General features: G+C 61.3%; 14 protein-coding genes. 1 reads left to right on the top strand and 13 read right to left on the bottom strand.

Annotated elements, in window-relative coordinates:
- Positions 1-29 precede the first annotated feature (29 nt).
- Entirely contained in the window at positions 30-344 is a 315-nt protein-coding gene (locus J2X43_RS30130; RefSeq protein WP_112390035.1) for an IclR family transcriptional regulator C-terminal domain-containing protein, read from the bottom strand.
- A 268-nt stretch (positions 345-612) separates the two neighbouring features.
- Here J2X43_RS30130 and J2X43_RS30125 point away from each other — a divergent pair, with 268 nt between their 5' ends.
- Positions 613-1,128 carry a PAS domain-containing protein gene (locus J2X43_RS30125; protein WP_112390036.1) on the top strand — a complete coding sequence of 172 codons (516 nt, stop codon included), beginning with the start codon at positions 613-615 and terminating at the stop codon, positions 1,126-1,128.
- A gap of 63 nt (positions 1,129-1,191) precedes the next feature.
- Here the strand turns inward: J2X43_RS30125 and J2X43_RS30120 are convergent, their stop codons facing one another.
- The 12 genes from J2X43_RS30120 to J2X43_RS30065 form a co-directional block, all read right to left on the bottom strand.
- Complete coding sequence (locus J2X43_RS30120) at positions 1,192-2,547, bottom strand: LLM class flavin-dependent oxidoreductase (protein WP_112390037.1); 1,356 nt, start codon at positions 2,545-2,547, stop codon at positions 1,192-1,194.
- Between the two features lie 35 nt (positions 2,548-2,582).
- Entirely contained in the window at positions 2,583-3,353 is a 771-nt protein-coding gene (locus J2X43_RS30115; protein WP_112390038.1) for an ABC transporter ATP-binding protein, read from the bottom strand.
- Between the two features lie 11 nt (positions 3,354-3,364).
- On the bottom strand, positions 3,365-4,369 hold the full coding sequence (locus J2X43_RS30110; RefSeq protein ID WP_112390039.1) for an ABC transporter substrate-binding protein: 1,005 nt from the start codon (positions 4,367-4,369) through the stop codon (positions 3,365-3,367).
- Positions 4,370-4,425: 56 nt separating this feature from the next.
- Entirely contained in the window at positions 4,426-5,271 is an 846-nt protein-coding gene (locus J2X43_RS30105) for an ABC transporter permease (RefSeq protein ID WP_112390040.1), read from the bottom strand.
- A gap of 26 nt (positions 5,272-5,297) precedes the next feature.
- Positions 5,298-6,644, bottom strand: coding sequence for an LLM class flavin-dependent oxidoreductase (locus J2X43_RS30100; protein ID WP_112390041.1), 1,347 nt, complete (start codon positions 6,642-6,644; stop codon positions 5,298-5,300).
- Between the two features lie 361 nt (positions 6,645-7,005).
- Positions 7,006-8,619, bottom strand: coding sequence for a GMC family oxidoreductase (locus J2X43_RS30095; protein WP_112390042.1), 1,614 nt, complete (start codon positions 8,617-8,619; stop codon positions 7,006-7,008).
- A gap of 2 nt (positions 8,620-8,621) precedes the next feature.
- Positions 8,622-10,151: an FGGY-family carbohydrate kinase gene (locus J2X43_RS30090; RefSeq protein WP_112390043.1), complete on the bottom strand. Its 1,530-nt coding sequence runs from the start codon at positions 10,149-10,151 to the stop codon at positions 8,622-8,624.
- 31 nt (positions 10,152-10,182) lie between these two features.
- Complete coding sequence (locus tag J2X43_RS30085; protein ID WP_112390044.1) at positions 10,183-11,001, bottom strand: class I fructose-bisphosphate aldolase; 819 nt, start codon at positions 10,999-11,001, stop codon at positions 10,183-10,185.
- The gene (locus J2X43_RS30080; RefSeq protein ID WP_112390045.1) at positions 10,998-12,743 is read right to left on the bottom strand and encodes a glycerol-3-phosphate dehydrogenase/oxidase; all 1,746 of its coding nucleotides are present in this window, start codon (positions 12,741-12,743) and stop codon (positions 10,998-11,000) included. Before J2X43_RS30080 ends, J2X43_RS30085 begins: the two co-directional genes overlap by 4 nt.
- Positions 12,744-12,755: 12 nt before the next feature.
- Positions 12,756-13,751 carry an aldo/keto reductase gene (locus J2X43_RS30075; RefSeq protein ID WP_112390046.1) on the bottom strand — a complete coding sequence of 332 codons (996 nt, stop codon included), beginning with the start codon at positions 13,749-13,751 and terminating at the stop codon, positions 12,756-12,758.
- Entirely contained in the window at positions 13,748-14,752 is a 1,005-nt protein-coding gene (locus J2X43_RS30070) for a sugar-binding transcriptional regulator (protein WP_112390047.1), read from the bottom strand. The genes J2X43_RS30075 and J2X43_RS30070 overlap by 4 nt, the downstream gene beginning before the upstream one ends.
- Position 14,753: 1 nt before the next feature.
- Complete coding sequence (locus tag J2X43_RS30065; RefSeq protein WP_112390048.1) at positions 14,754-15,743, bottom strand: ABC transporter permease; 990 nt, start codon at positions 15,741-15,743, stop codon at positions 14,754-14,756.
- Between the last annotated feature and the right edge of the window lie 15 nt (positions 15,744-15,758).

Genomic DNA, 15,758 nt, shown 5'->3' with positions numbered 1-15,758 from the left:
CATGAGATCGAGAACGGGGCGAGCTGCCCTCAGTCGCTGAAAACGTCGTTGAATTCGGAATGGCCGCGATTGCCCTGATCGGGAGAGCGCCAGCCCAGCCGATGGGAAATATCGGTTGCAACCTTGGAAAGCTCCGGCCCAAGAAACGCGATGCGCTCGGGCGTCATCCGCAGTTCCACCGCCGAGGCGGAAATCGCGCCGGCGACATCGCCTGACCGGCCGCGAATGGGAGCCGCAACACAGCAGACGCCGTTCTCTAGCTCCTGCAGATCTGTTGCATAGCCGCGCTTTCGCACGGTCTCGGCTGCAGGAGCCGTTCCGAAGCTGTACCAGATCAGTGGCATCTCTGCTGCGTGGCGGCTGCCCTGATGTGGAAGAACGCCCCTTTTGACCGGAAACCGTATCCCGAACGCCGGAGGACGCCGACAATGTGCAGTTTAATGCACCAATTGTGTGAAGGCCGAACTCCGAACAGGCGTCGCAATGCCGATCAATGTTAGAAAGCTAACGCTTTGAAATATTTGCCCGCATCCCGATTTCTCGGGATAGCAAAACGATTCCGCAGATGAGATTAAAGGACCGTAAAATGTTTCAGTTTGGGGCGGCGGCCGGATGAACGACTATATGACCGAAGACACTGCAGCGCGGTCCGCCGATGCCGGGATATTCATGTGGCAGCTGAGCGACGACACTGTCTATGCAGATGCCGCGTTGGCCGATCTCTTTGGGCTGGATTCGCGCGAAGCCGAGCGTGGTCTGCCGATCGTCCGGTTTCTCGACCGCATCCGCGAGGACGACAGACCAGATGTTGCCAAGGCCATTCACGAAGCGATCGTCACGGGCGAAGCTTACCAGCGCGACTACCGGATCGTGCGGCCGGATGCCACGGAGGTCGGCGTCTCGGCATTCGGGCGATGCTTTCGAGACGCGAACGGCACGCCCTCGCACTATGCGGGCATTGTCTACCCGTCAATCGGCCAGCCGATGCCATCGGAGAGGCTCTTCTGGCATTGCCTGCAGGCGCATGATCTGGCGCGGCAATGCGGCGAAATGGAAATGGTGGAGCTTTTAGGCCAAGCTCTGCGCCGTTACGGCCGGCGTTCCGAGCACGATACGTCCATTCACTGAGAACGGGCGCCGCGTTTCCCGCACGGCATCCGAAGCGATCGCCGTAGCGCGCGGGCCCTCACATCACTCGGCCGCCACCTTCGGAAGTGCGCCCTGCTGCAAGCCTGGCCGGGAAAGACCGAGATGATCCCTCAACGTATGCCCCTGATATTCCTGCCTGAAGAGGCCGCGGCGGCGCAGTTCCGGGACGACGAGCCCCACGAAGTCCGACAGGCCCCAGGGCAGCGCCGGTGACATGATATTGAAACCGTCGGCCCCATGGTTGACGAAACGCTCCTCCAATTCGTCGGCGATTTCCTTGGCGGAACCGACAATCTGCCAGTGGCCGCGGGCGCCCGCCACGCGCTCGTAAAGCTGACGAAGCGTCAGGTTCTCGCGAGCCGCAAGCTCGAGGAAAAGCGCCCTCCGGCTCTTCCCGCCCTCGGTCTCCGGCAGATCCGATATCAACAGATCGACCGGCATCGTCCTTATGTCCTCCACGCCCGCAAGATCGGCGAGCATGTCCAGCCCGACAGACGGCTCAAGAAGGCTTTGCAACTGCTCGAACTTGTCGCTCGCTTCCTGCCTGGTCTTTCCGACGACGGGGAAAACTCCGGGCAGAATCTTGAGGTCATCCGCGGAGCGCCCGTATTTCGAGAGACGCCCCTTCAGATCGCTATAGAAGGCAACCGAGCCCGCCAATGTCTGCTGTGCTGTAAAAACCGCTTCTGCCGTTCGTGCCGCAAGCTCTTTGCCCGGCTCGGAGGAGCCCGCCTGGATGACGACAGGCCGTCCCTGAGGAGGTCGGGGAATATTCAGCGGTCCGCGCACCTGGAAGAAGGTGCCGCGGTGGTCAAGCGCGCGGACTTTGCCGGGATCGAAATAGATCCCGTTCTCCCGGTCGCGGCTGAAGGCGTCATCATCGGTACTATCCCACAGGCCGGTCACGACATCGACGAACTCTTCAGCTCGCCGATAACGATCGGCATGTGCAATGATGGCGTCGCGGCTGAAGTTGAAGGCGGCGCCCTGATCCGCAGAGGTGACGAGGTTCCACCCTGCCCGGCCATCCGAAAGATGATCGAGCGACGCAAACTGCCGCGCAAGGTTGTAGGGATCGGAGAAAGAGGTGGATGCCGTCGCCACCAAGCCGATCCGGCTCGTGACCGCCGACAAGGCCGATAGCAACGTGACGGGTTCGAAGGGATAGAACCCGGAATGAGCCTTGCGGCTCGCGGCCGCCGCATCGTTGATACGGGCGCTGACGCCATCTGCAAGGAAGACAGCATCGAACTTGGCATCTTCGGCGATGCGTGCGAATTGCGCAAAGTCCCGGAAGCGGGTGCTGTCGGATGCGCCTGGGTGGCGCCATGCGGCAACATGATGTCCCGTATACAGCAGGAAAGCACCGAGGCTCATTTGGCGGTCACGTCTAGGCATAAAAGTCTCCCTTCAAACGCGCTTGCGGCGCGCCATCAATGCAGGCCAAATTCATTCAGCAATTGTTCGCGCAGCCGCACGAAGCGCGGCTCGCTGCGGTTTCGCGGCCTTGGAAGATCGACCTCGATCTCGCGCGTCCGCCCGCCTTTGTCCTTGGGCAGGATCAGCACCCTGTCGGCCAAATAGACGGCTTCCTCGAGATCATGCGTAACGAGGATCATCGTCACCCGCTCTTCGCGCCAGATGCGCGCCAGCTCCTCCTGCATGGTGATTTTCGTCATCGCATCGAGCGCTCCGAACGGCTCGTCCAGCAGCAGGATCTCGGGCTTGACGGCAAGCGCCCGCGCGATGCCGACGCGTTGCGCCATGCCGCCCGAAAGCTGCGATGGCAGGGCATCGGCAAAGTCGCTGAGGCCGACAAGCTTGATGTAATGCCTGGCGCTTGCACGGGCTTCCGACTTGCCTAGCCCACGATTTTCCAGCGGAAAGGCGACATTGTCGAGCACGCTCAGCCAAGGCAGCAGCCGCGGTTCCTGAAAGATAACCGCCCGGTCGCGGCCAACACCGCGAACCGGCTGCCTGTCTATCAGAACCTCGCCGCGATCGGCATCCTCAAGCCCCGCAAGCACCCGAAGCAGCGTTGTCTTGCCCGACCCTGATGCACCGACGATCGCAAGACTTTCCCCAGCGCGAATGTGATTGCTGACGCCCTGAAGCACGTCGAGACGACGGCCCTTGATCGAATAGGATTTCGAGAGGTTTCGGATCGTGACTTCGCCACGGACTGCCGGTTCGGCGATGCTCATCGCTTATCTCCTCAGTTCGCGACTGCGAAGTTGGCAGGATTGTAGAGAATATCCCCGGCCTTGAGCTGGCCCGGCTGAAGAACGCCGCCGCGTGCCAGGATGTCGATCCAGAACTGCAGATCGCGGGTCACCGCCTTGCCACCTTCGCGCACACCGTAGCCGGTGAAATACTGGGCGATATCGGCATTCTCACCGCGCGAAGCGAGCACCTTTGCGATGACGGCTTTCGTCTCTTCGGGATGCAGGCGCGCATATTCGAGGGCCGCTTCGGATTTTTCGACGAAGACCTTGGCAGCCTGCGGATGCTCCTTGATCCAATCGCGGCGCAGAACGACGAAGCCGCCGGCGATTTCGCCGAGAACGTCGGTATCCCCGAAGACCTTCTGCAGCGGGCCATTCTTCAGGGCAGCGCCTTCGAAGGTCTTCTGCCAATAGCCGAACGCGGAGATATCAACCTGCTTCGAGCGAAGGACCTGCTCGAGCTGCGGGCCCGGCACGACGACGAGCTTTGCGGCATTCTCGGGAAGGCCGACCGAATGGAGCGCCTCACGGACCGTGTAGTCCAGATGCGCACCAAGCGTGTTGACGGCGATCGTCTTGCCGGCAAGATCCTTGATCGAATGGATCGGGCTTCCCTCAAGCGTGTAGAAAATGCTTTCCGTCGTCTTGTTGATGCCGTTCGAAGCATAGGCCGCGATGAAATCATTGCCGCTGGCGACCGAATTCAAAACGGCTGCCGTCGCAGCGCTGCCGAGCTCGACATCGCCGGAGGCGAGTGCAAAGAGCGATGCCGGACCGCCCTGCGCGTAACCGACATTCTTGAGCGTGATGCCGGTGCCGTTGAAGTAGCCCAGCGCATCCGCCAGCTCGTGGGCAGCAAGGCCACCCTGGCTGGCAAGGAACCGGATCGTCACCTGCTCCGGTTCGGCAGCAGCAGCGAAACTGGTGGAAGCGGCAAGAAAGAGGCCGGCGGTGAGCGCGAGGGCGTGACCGCCGGAACGGCGCAGAATGTGCATTACAATCTCCTGAGTTTTGGTGGATCAGCGCTTTGTCGGGCTGAGAAGCATGCGTTTCAGTTCTTGACCCTGGTCCAACGGCAAAGCCGGGCCTGCAGGCGTTCGAGGACGAAGTTCGCGGATAGCCCGAGCAGTGCCAGAAGCAGGATCGCGGCAAACATCATCGGGATCTGGAAGTTGTATTGCGCATTCATGACCTGGAAACCGACGCCGGAATTCGCGCCGATCATCTCCGCAGCAATCAAGAGCAGGAGGGCCGTCGTGGCGGAAAGGCGCAGCCCGACGAAAATCTGGGGCAATGCAGCCGGCAGCACGACGCGGCGGAAGATGGTCAACCGGCCGGCGCCATAAACGCGTGCCATTTCGAGGAGCTTGGGATCAACCTGCTTCACCCCGCCGATCGTCGACAGGAGGATCGGGAACAGCGTCGCCCAGAAAATGACGAAGATCTTCGACGCTTCGCCAAGCCCGAGCAGCAGAATGAAGACAGGATAGAGCGCAAGCGCAGAGGTCTGGCGAAAAAGCTGGAGGATCGGGTCGAGAGCGCGCTCGATGACGCGGATCTGCCCCATGAACAGCCCGAGCGGGATACCGACGGCAGCCGCCGCTCCGAAGGCGATACCGGCCCGTTGCAGGCTGATCAGGATATCATTCGAGAAGGTACCAGCGGCAATTCCGTTCCAGAGCGCCTGGACAATGATGCTGAGCGGCGGCAGGACGGCCTTGTTGGTCCAGCCCATTGACGGTGCGATCTGCCAGAAGACGGCGAATGCGATGAGAAGCCCCCAGCGTGAGAAGATGTTTCCGGTGAAAGACAGAAACTCTCTGCCTGCCCCTTCCCGCCAGAAAGCTCCGGCCTGAAAGCCCTGCAATACGGCTGGCTGGTCATCATTGATTGCCATCTGCATATCTCCTTGTTGGCTTTTTGCTATTCTGCGGCTTCAGACGCTGCGCTTGCCCAGCGGGTATGCGGGAAAGGAAGGCCAAGATTGCCGCGGAGCGTGTTTCCCTCGTAGGCGGTGCGGAACAGGCCTCTGCGCTGCAGCTCCGGGATCACCAGATCGACGAAGTCTGTCAGGCCAGTGGGCAGCCACGGCGGCAGGATGTTGAAGCCGTCCGCGCCTTCATTTTCGAACCATTCCTGAAGCGTGTCGGCAATCTGCACGGCCGAGCCGACGATCGTGTAGTGTCCCCTTGCCGAGGCGATCCACTGGTAAAGTTGCCGGATCGAGAAGTTGTTTTCGTCGGCGATGCGGCGGATCAAGTCCTGGCGGCTTTTCATCCCTTCCGTCGGCGGCGCTGGCGGGAGTGGGCCATCGAGATCGGCGCCGGCAAGATCAAGCTCGCCGCCACTCAAGGCGTTGATGAGCGCAAGACCGTCTTCCTCGATGATCAAGCTCGTCAGACGTTCGTATTTTTCGCGCGCTTCGGCTTCCGTCCGGCCGACAAATGGCGAGACGCCCGGCATGACCAGAACATGAGCTGGATTGCGTCCATGCGCCCGGGCACGGGCCTTGATGTCGCGATAGAACTCTTGCGCGGTATCGAGCTTCTGGTGGGCGGTGAAAATCACCTCGGCGGTAGCCGCGGCAAGGTCGCGGCCGTCGTCGGACTGGCCCGCCTGAACGATGACCGGGTGACCCTGCGAGGAGCGGCTGACATTCAGCGGTCCCTCGACCTTGAAATGCTCGCCGCGGTGATCTGTGCGATGCACCTTGTTCACGTCGAAATAGACACCGCTTTCGCGATCGCGGATGAAGGCATCGTCCTCGAAGCTTTCCCAGAGCTTCTTGACGACACTCACGTGCTCGGCTGCGCGGCGGTAGCGTGCGGCATGGGGAAGCTGCTGGTCCCGGTTGAAATTCCGGGCTGCTGCTTCCGTCGCTGTCGTGACGACGTTCCATCCCGCTCGTCCGCCGGAAATCAGATCAAGCGAGGCGAACTTGCGGGCCACCGAATATGGCTCTTCATAGGTCGTCGAAGCCGTGGCGATGAAGCCCAGATGCTTGGTAAACGGCGCAAGAGCGGAGAAAAGTGTCACGGGTTCAAATCCGACGACCCTTGCGTTTCCGCCTTCGATGCCGCCGCCAAAGGCAACCGCGAGCCCGTCAGCCAGGAAATAGGCATCGAACAGACCGCGCTCGGCTTCTTGCGCGAGCTTGATATGAAACTGGAGGTTGGTTGCGCCATCGACCGGCTGATCCGGGTGCCGCCACGAAGCAATATGCTGGCCACCGCCAGGTAGAAACGCGCCCAATCTGATCTGTCGTGCCACCGAATTCCTCCTCGGTTCCATTTGCGATGGCTAAGGATCGGCCGTCGGAAGCATCGGAACGCGACATAAAATTCGATGAAATCTAGAAATTTGATAGGCTATTAATTCCTTCGCGTTCCCACCCGCTAAATTATTTTTCTAATTTGCCGGACATATCGGTAAAGGCGGCGAGCCGAATAGCTTCGCGGAAGGCGCAGTTCTCCCGAAGCTATCTCTATCGGGTGCTGCCTCGGACGATCAATTCAGGCTCCAGGGCGATGTCCGATACATTCGGCAAACCATCGTTGATGGCAAGAAGCACGCGTGATGTTTGCCTGGCGTGGCTCAATGTCTCGGGCGGTGCCGAAACACGCCAGCCCGGCTAATTGGCAATCATGTCGGCGGCCTTCTCGGCGATCATAATGACAGGTGAATTGGTATTGCCCGACACAATCGTCGGCATGACAGACGCATCAACGACCCTCAGCCCCACAATCCCTCTGACACGCAATTCCTGATCCACGACTGCATGCTCATCGCTTCCCATCCTGCACGTTCCAACCGGATGAAAAATCGTCGTCGCTATATCGCCCGCTCTCTGGATCAGGTCTTCGTCACTCTGAAACTCTGCGCCCGGCAGCATCTCCTTGGGCGCGAAGCGCGACACTGCCTTGGCCTGCATCAGACTGCGGGCATGACGGATCGATCTCGCCGCAACGATACGGTCGCCGGCGGTCGAGAGATAGTTTGGCCTTATATCCGGAACTGCCGACGTGTCTGGCCTTGAGATATGGACCGTGCCGCGGCTTTCGGGGCGGAGGTTACACACAGAGACCGTGACGGCAGGGAAGCGATGCAGCGGCTCGCCGAGCCTGTCGGTGCTGAGCGGCTGAACGTGATACTCAAGATCCGCGGTTGCCAGCGACGGATCGCTTTTTGCGAAGATGCCGAGCTGGCTCGGGGCCATGGAAAGAGGGCCGGAGCGGCGCAGTGCATATTCCAACCCCATTCCCGCGCGGGAAAGAAGGTTGTGATAGAGCTGGTTCAGCGTTCTTGCGCCTTCGATACGGAAGACCGTGCGGATTTGCAGGTGGTCCTGCAGGTTTTCGCCGACGCCATCAAGCGGGTGAACCACATCGATTCCGGCCGATTGAAGAACACCGGGTCTGCCGATCCCGGAGAGCTCCAATATCTTCGGCGAGTTGATCGCGCCGGCGGAAAGGATGACCTCGCGGCAAGCTTGCGCATGATGCATTTTACCGTTCGACCGGAAGCGGACGCCGGTGACCCGCCGGCCGTCGAACTGGAGTTTTTCCGTTTCCGCCGCGGTCAGGACGCGGAGATTGGGGCGTCTCATGGCGGGCCGGAGGAAGGCCTTTGTGGTGTTCCAGCGCATCCCACCCCGCTGGTTGACCTCGAAATAACCGGAGCCCTCGTTGTCGCCCCCATTGAAATCATCCGTCTTTGGAATGCCGAGTTCCTCGGCCGCATCCCGAAAGGCATCGAGAACGGGCCATGAGAGGCGCTGACGCTCCACCCGCCATTCACCGCCCGCGCCGTGGATTTCGGAACTTCCCCGGTAGTTGTCTTCCGACTTGCGGAAATATGGAAGGACGTCGTCCCAGCCCCAACCGGCATTGCCCGCCTGACGCCACCCATCATAGTCGGCGGCCTGGCCGCGCATGTAGATCATTCCGTTGATCGAGGAGCAGCCGCCGAGAAGCTTGCCGCGCGGATAGGGAAGCGAACGCCCGTTGAGGCCAGTCTCCGGCATCGTCGTCATCATCCAATCCGTCCGCGGATTACCCATGCAGAAGAGGTATCCGATCGGAATATGGACCCAGTGGTAACGGTCACTTCCGCCCGCTTCCAGAAGCAGAACGCGATTGTTTGGATTGGCCGACAGCCGGTTTGCCAAGACACACCCTGCCGATCCAGCGCCAACAATTATGAAGTCATAGGTTCCTGCATCAACCGGCGTCTCATCTCTGTGCATGGTCAAGCCGCGGCCTCCGCCGAAGCAGGAGGGACTGCCGTCAGCCGCCGCCAAAGGGGCGCCATCGCCTCGGCGATGTCGGTGTAGAGCGCGTAGCGTCGTGCATAATGCGCTTCCAGCGTGGTGTCCGGCCGGTAGTGCCGCTCAACGCGGACCATTACTTCGGCACCTGCTTCAAAGTCTGCGAAAAGACCGACGCCGGTGCCGGCCGCGATCGCAGCGCCAAGTGCGCCGGTCTCACGCGAGCGGGCAACGGTGACGGGAACGCCAAGCACATCGGCGAAGATCTGTGGCCAGATGAGGCTTCGCGATCCACCCCCTGACAGCACCGCTTCGTTGAAGACTGCGCCTGCCTTCCGGATCGTCTCGATATGCTGACGGTGACCGAACGCGACACCTTCGAGCACGGCGCGCACCAGATGGCCTTTGCTATGCCAACCCGCAATGCCGTAGAATCCGGCGCGCGCATGGCCGTCCTGCTGAGCACCATAGAGATAGGGGTGGTAGAGCGGATCGTCTGCGGCCGGATCGATCGCCCCAGCCAGCGCGCAGCATGCGTCAAATGGCGAACTGGCCGCTGAGTGATCGCCCTCGAAGAACTCCTTGACCAGCCATTCGAGATTGGCAGCTGAGGTAGCACTGTTCTCCATCGCCATGTAGCGGGTGCGATCGAAGGTCGATGACATGAAGACCGGCCCGTCGAGGTCAGGACCGCCAATGATAACCTGATTGATACTCCAGGTACCTGCGATGATCGACGCACTGCCGGTGCGCGACACGCCAGAACCGAGGGCCGACGCGACCACATCGAACAGCCCGCCGACCACAGGCGTGCCCGTGGCAAGTCCCGTTTGCCGGGAGACTTCTTCAGTCACCGTACCGGCGATATCCGCACTTTCGATCAGCGGCGGCAGGAGATCCATGTGGTCACCAAGACCGTAGGCCTCCATTAGTGCGGCGTCATAGCGACGCTCGGCAAGATTGAGCAGGCCAGCTCCGGACATATCGGACACATCGCTGACACGACGGCCGGTCAGCCGGTTGACGACGAAATCCTTGGAGAGGAAAACCGTGCCGATACGATTGAACAGGTCCGGCCGGTGACGCTTCAGCCAGGCCAGCAAGGTTGGCGTCTGCGATGGCCAGGGACGCTGCCGGGCGATCGGATGTGTCCGATCGCCGACGCCTTGCGACTGCCATTCCTCCACTAGAGCAGCGGCTCGCGTATCGAGCGATTGGATGCCGAGCAGCGGCTCTCCGCCCCGATCCAGTGCATAGAGGCCGTTTCCATGACCGGCACAGCCGACGCCGGCAATATCCCCGGGTTCGATGGCGGCCTGCTCAATGCAGCGGCGAATGACCTTGCGGGCATTCGACCAGAGTTCGTCGAGCCCACGCTCTACGTGGCCGGGATGGGGCATGCGGCTGTGTCCCTCCGCGGATGCGGCGGCAATTTCATTGCCCTCCGTGTCGAAAATCACGGCCTTGATGACCGTGTTGCCGGCGTCCAGCCCCAGTAGATAACGTGCCATGCGGAACCCCTCCCAAGGTTCTTGTTCACTCTTAGCCGCGCTGATAAAGCTCGAAGGCATCTTCGCCGCCAGCATCGTCATGCACGATCGCCATCAATCCTCGAACAACCGCGCTGGGGTTGGCGTGCTGATAGATGTTGCGCCCATAGACCATGCCGACCGCGCCCTGCCGCATCAAGGCCGCCGATTTGCCAAAGACGGCACGAAGGTCTTCCTTGCCGCCGCCACGCACCAGCACCGGGCACCGCGCCGCCTCGACAACCCGGTGATAATCCTCGGCATTGGTCGTCGGGTCTGCCTTGACGATATCGGCTCCCATCTCACGGGCAAGGCGGGTCAGGGTGACGATCTTGTCGGCGTCACCGTCCACCATATAGCCGCCGGCCTTGTCGACCGGCTGCATCACCAGCGGTTCGATCATCAGCGGCATGCCGTATTTGTCGCAATCCGCACGGATGCGGGCGATGTTCTGGACACATTGGCGGAACAGATCCGGCTCATCCGGCAGCATGAACAGATTGACGACGACACAGGCCGCGTCCATCTCGATGGCGCCGATCAGAGGTTCCGCCTCGTTCTGCAGCACGGCCCACATGTGGCGGTGGCGCGTGCTGTTGTACGGATTGCCCATATCGACGCGCATGACCAGCGCCGGCTTGTCCTTGCCCGCAACATCCTGCAGCAGGTCGGCCTGGCCGTAATTCATCTGGATTGCATCGGGTGCCGCATCGACCAGAGCCTTGACCACCGTTTGCATGTCTTCCAAGCCGCTCAGAAACGACGGCTCGTTGCACACTCCATGATCGATCGCCACGTCCAGGCAACGGCCACCACCGAACAGTCTGTTCATCCGGACTTTGCTGTTGTTTCGCATTCCATGCTCCTTTGTTCATTCCGTTCGAAAAGTGTGCTTTCGGCAACGCCGTGACGTTCGCGCAAGAGGGTGAGAAAGCGGGCGCGTTCGGCCTCGCGCTGCGCCGGTGTCCAGGATCTCTCGGTTGCAAGAAGATCGAGCACGGCATCCACCATTTGCAGGGACAGGTTGCCGCTTATGGCAAGCGTCGTTCGCCTGAGAAGCACATCGTCCAGCCGTTCGACCGCTTCGTTGCGGATAAGGAAAAGCAGTTCGCGCGCCGAGTAGTCTGCATGCGGCATGCTTGCATCGGGTGCGGCTGCGATGAAGCTCGCGATCGCCTCCGCCTCTGTGCCGTAGCGAGAAAAAAGCGCTGCCATGCGCGCCGCGGGGAGCCCTTTTCCCGCCGCGGCTTCAGCGATCCAGGCTGCACGATCGAGTGGAAATCTCCGCCCGCCGCCGATTGCCCGGTCAGCGGTCGAGATCTGCCGCTGCCTGCCCAGCCGTTCCAGCGCGATGTCTGCTGCCAGTTCGCCGAAGGACCGGAACGTCGTCCATTTGCCGCCGATCATGCACACCACCGCCGCACCACCGTCATCGGCGTCGATGACCGTGCAGAAATGATCGCGTGGGATTCGGCCGGTGAAACTGTCCGTGCTCGCCGGCAGCGGCCGCACGCCGGAGAACTGAAAGCTGATCTCTTCCAGCCGGATCTCGATCCCCGGCAGGACGAAGGCAAGCGACTGGAGGATATAGTCGCGCTCGTCGGCCTCGCAGCGCACCGGTTCCGGGTCTTCGACGCGAATATCAGTGGAGCCGACCAGCACCTTGCCCAGATAGGGAAACAGGATGCAAATCCGGCCATCCTCGTTTTCGTAGTAGATCATGTGGCCGGCAAGCGCATCGTAGAGAGCCGTATTGTCGATGATGAGATGCGAGCCCTTGGTTCCTCCCATCAGAGGTGCCGGGCGGGCATCCGGCGTAAGGAGCGTGTTGTTGGTAATGTCGATCCATCCGCCCGTTGCGTTGATGATGAGTGACGGCTCGATCGCCACCGACCTGCCGTCGATACTGTCGCGGAGGGCATAGCCGCCGTCTTTCCCGGTGATCTCCGCGTAGTTCAATGCACGCGCCTGTGGTTGCGCCGACAATCCGTCTTCCAGCAGTTCGATGCCAAGCCGCTCCGGGTGGCTCACCCAGGCGTCGTAGTAAGTTGCGGAGCTTCGGATATCAGGATTGAGCGCCGGCCACCGGGCGAGAGTGGCCCGCCGGCTGCGAAACTGGTGGAACGGCATCATGGCCCGCTCGCGGATCAGGAAGTCATAGATGCTGAGCCCCGCCTTGATCGCAACAGCGCCGCGGCGGCTTGGCCGGCGGGTCAATCCCAGGAAGCGGACGATGCCGTTGCCGAGCCCCGAGAAGATATCGAAAACCGGCACGGTCGTCGGCAGAGGGGCAACATAGTGCGGGGCGTTGCGCAGCAGCCGGTCACGCTCCATCAGCGATTCCTGCACCAGCTTGAATTCGCCATTCTCCAGGTAGCGAAGGCCGCCATGCACCATGCGTGACAACGCCGCGCTCGCACCCGAGCAGTAGTCGTGCCTCTCGACGAGAAGCACATTGACGCCCTGCAGCGCCAACTCCCGGAAGACGCTGATGCCGTTGATACCGCCGCCAATGACACACACGTCCACTTTCGGGCTTTGGCGAAGCCCGTCCAACGTCTCTTCACGATTCATGATGGCGATCCGTTACCTGTCCATATCGGTCAGTTTCGCTGAGATGGCTGCGTCGATGGCCGACTGATCTTCCGCGTCCAGCCGTATGGTTCCGGCCCGGGCATTGTCGATCGCCTGTGCCGGATTGCGGGCGCCGCAAAGCGCGAAAGTGACGCCGGGCTGGGCAAGCGTCCAGGCGATGACCGTCTGCGCGATGCTGGCCCTGTGCTTGTCGGCGACCGGCCGGATGGCCGTGGCAAAAGCCAGCGCCTTCTCGCGGTTAGCCACAGAGAAACGCGGATTGTCCCGCCGTTGGTCATCCCCGGAAAAGACCCGCTCAGGCCCAATCGCGCCGGACAGTAGGCCAAGCGCCAGAGAAGAATAGCTCAGCGTCGCGATGCCGTTTGCGCCGGTCAGCGGCAACAGATCGGCCTCGATCTCCCTGTCGATGATGCTGAAACGCTCCTGGATGGCATCCAGGCCACCGGCGGAGATGTAAGCCTTGAGTTCGTCGGCGCTGACGTTGCTGGCGCCGATCGCGCGGATCTTGCCCGATGTTTTCAGGTCTTCGAGCGCCCGCATCGTTTCTTCGATCGGCGTCGTCGGGTCCTGCCAATGGGTGATGTAGAGGTCGATATAGTTGGTGCCGAGGCGGCGCAGGCTCTCTTCGACTTCATGGAAAATCGCATCCCGGCCGAGATAGCGGTGAACAGGCTTGCCGTCCTGATCGAAGAAATGCTTTCCCTTGTCCGTATGCCAGACCAGGCCGCACTTCGTTGCGATGACCGCCTTGTCGCGGCGGCCGGCGAGCGCCTTGCCAACGATTTCTTCCGACCGGCCGAGACCATAGGCCGGCGCCGTGTCAATCAAGGTCACACCGGCGTCGAGCGAGGCCTGGATCGCGGAGATCGATTCCGCCTCGTCCGTGCCGCCCCACATCCAGCCACCGATAGCCCAGGTGCCAAGGCCGACCGCCGAGGCGGCGACGCCCGAAGATCCGATTTCGCGTATCAATTGCTGCCCGCTCATGCGCGTCGTCCTTCCGAGCTTGCAAGCGCCAGAACGCGTGCACCGGTTGCCTCGTCGGTGACCAGCGTATCGAGATGGTGGCCGCGCATGACGCTGAGGATAGGACCCGCCTTGTTCGGCCCGCTTGCCACGCCGATCTTCGTCGGGATCGACGCAAATTCCGGCAGCGTCAGCGACACGAGAGAACGGTTGAGGCTGTAGTCGCAGATATCGCCTGCGTCATCGAGCAAGTGAGCAAGCAGTTCGCATGAGGCACCCGAGCGCTCGATCGCGGCGCGGTCGGTGCTGGAAGACGGATGGAGATCGTAATAGCTGGAGTCGTCGGAGAGGATCGAGCCGATGCCGACGATCGCCACCTTGGCCTCACGCGCCCTTTTGAAGACATCGGCAACCGAACGCATGTTGATCAGCATGCCGCGCTCGGCTGCGCTATCGGCAAAGAGAGGCGCGTGGATCTGGTATGACCGGCCACCCAGCCTATCCGCCATCATCGTCGAGACGTGGTTCACATCGGTATAGTGCTTGCCCTGCACACATCCCGTTGCCGGAATGACTTCGACGTCGAAACGGCGCGGCGCCTGAAGACCGGCAACGACAGCGCTGACGCCCTTGCCACCGGTGATGCATATCGTGTCCCCGTCGGCAATCTGCTCCAGAAGCAGACGTGCTGCCGCCTCGCCAACCGCCTGCAAAGCCGTCTGCGGATTGTCGGAGACGGTCGGCACCACGATGGCACGGCTGATGCCGCCGAGCGCCAGAAGCTGTTCTTCCATGTCGACCAACGGCTCGACCGGCGATTTGATCTTGATTTCAACGAGGCCGAGCTGGCGCCCGCGCTTGATCAGCCGGTTGACGGTGGCATGCGAGATGCCAAGCCGGTCGGCGATTTGCGCCTGCGTCAGTCCTTCAAGAAAGTGCAGCACAAGAGCTTGATGCATCTGCCGCGCAATGACGATTTCTTCGCGCGGTGCGGCGGGAGATTTCGGTTTTGCAATCCGCATGTCAGATAGCCTTCCGCTTGTGAAGGAAATGGTCGATGGAAACCGCCGCCAGCAGAATGCAGCCCTTGATCATGTCCTGCCAGTAAACCGAGACATCGAGCAGGATCAGCGAGCTGGTGACGACCGAAAGAAGCGCAATGCCGAGGATAGCGCCCAGGATCGTCCCGGAACCGCCGCTGAGAGATGCACCGCCGATAACAGCTGCCGCGATGATGTTAAGCTCCATGCCGACGCCGAAGGTCGGGGTGGCCGCACCAAAGCGCGACATGTAGATGACGCCGGCGACACCTGACAGCGTGGCGCAGAGAACCGTCACCCAGAACTTCACCTGGTCTGTCTTGATCCCGGAATAGAGCGCTGCCTTTTCATTGCTGCCGGTATAGAAAACCTTGCGGAAGGCGGTCGCCCGGCGCAGCAGAAAATCGAAGATGGCAACGACCGCCACGAAGATCAGGATGACGTAAGGCACCCCGTAGAAGGTTCCCTGCCCGATCGCCTTGAACGACGGTGGCAGCGTGAACAGCGAGAGCGGCGTTCCCTTTGTGATGATCAGGCAGACCCCACGCACGATGACCATCGCCGCGAGTGATGTGATGAAATGGTTGAGCCCGATGATCGTGACAAAGAAACCCATCGCGCAACCGATCAGCGCGCTCGCGAGAATTCCGATCAGCGACGCGCTCCACGGATCGAGGCCCATGAGAAACAATGAGCCCGACAGCACCATCGAGAAACAGACGACGGACCCGACGGAAAGATCGATACCGCCGACGATCAGAAGGATGGTCATGCCGACCACAACGATGCCTTCCACCGAGAAGGACATCAGCATGGCCCTGAAATTGCCGAGCGTCAGAAAGTGTGGAGAGGCGAAACTCATGAGTACGCACAGTGCGAGAATGATGGCGATCAGCCCCGCCTCCCGCATCGTTCCGAATCTCTTCCAGGAAGAGGGCCGCTCCTTCGCCGCCGCCAATGCGTGATCTGTCATTGTTTGGTCTCCTGC

Source organism: Rhizobium sp. BE258, from assembly GCF_031457345.1.
Lineage (GTDB): Bacteria > Pseudomonadota > Alphaproteobacteria > Rhizobiales > Rhizobiaceae > Rhizobium.
Note: the sequence above shows the minus strand (reverse complement) of the source record. Positions and strands in the feature narration are given on the sequence as shown.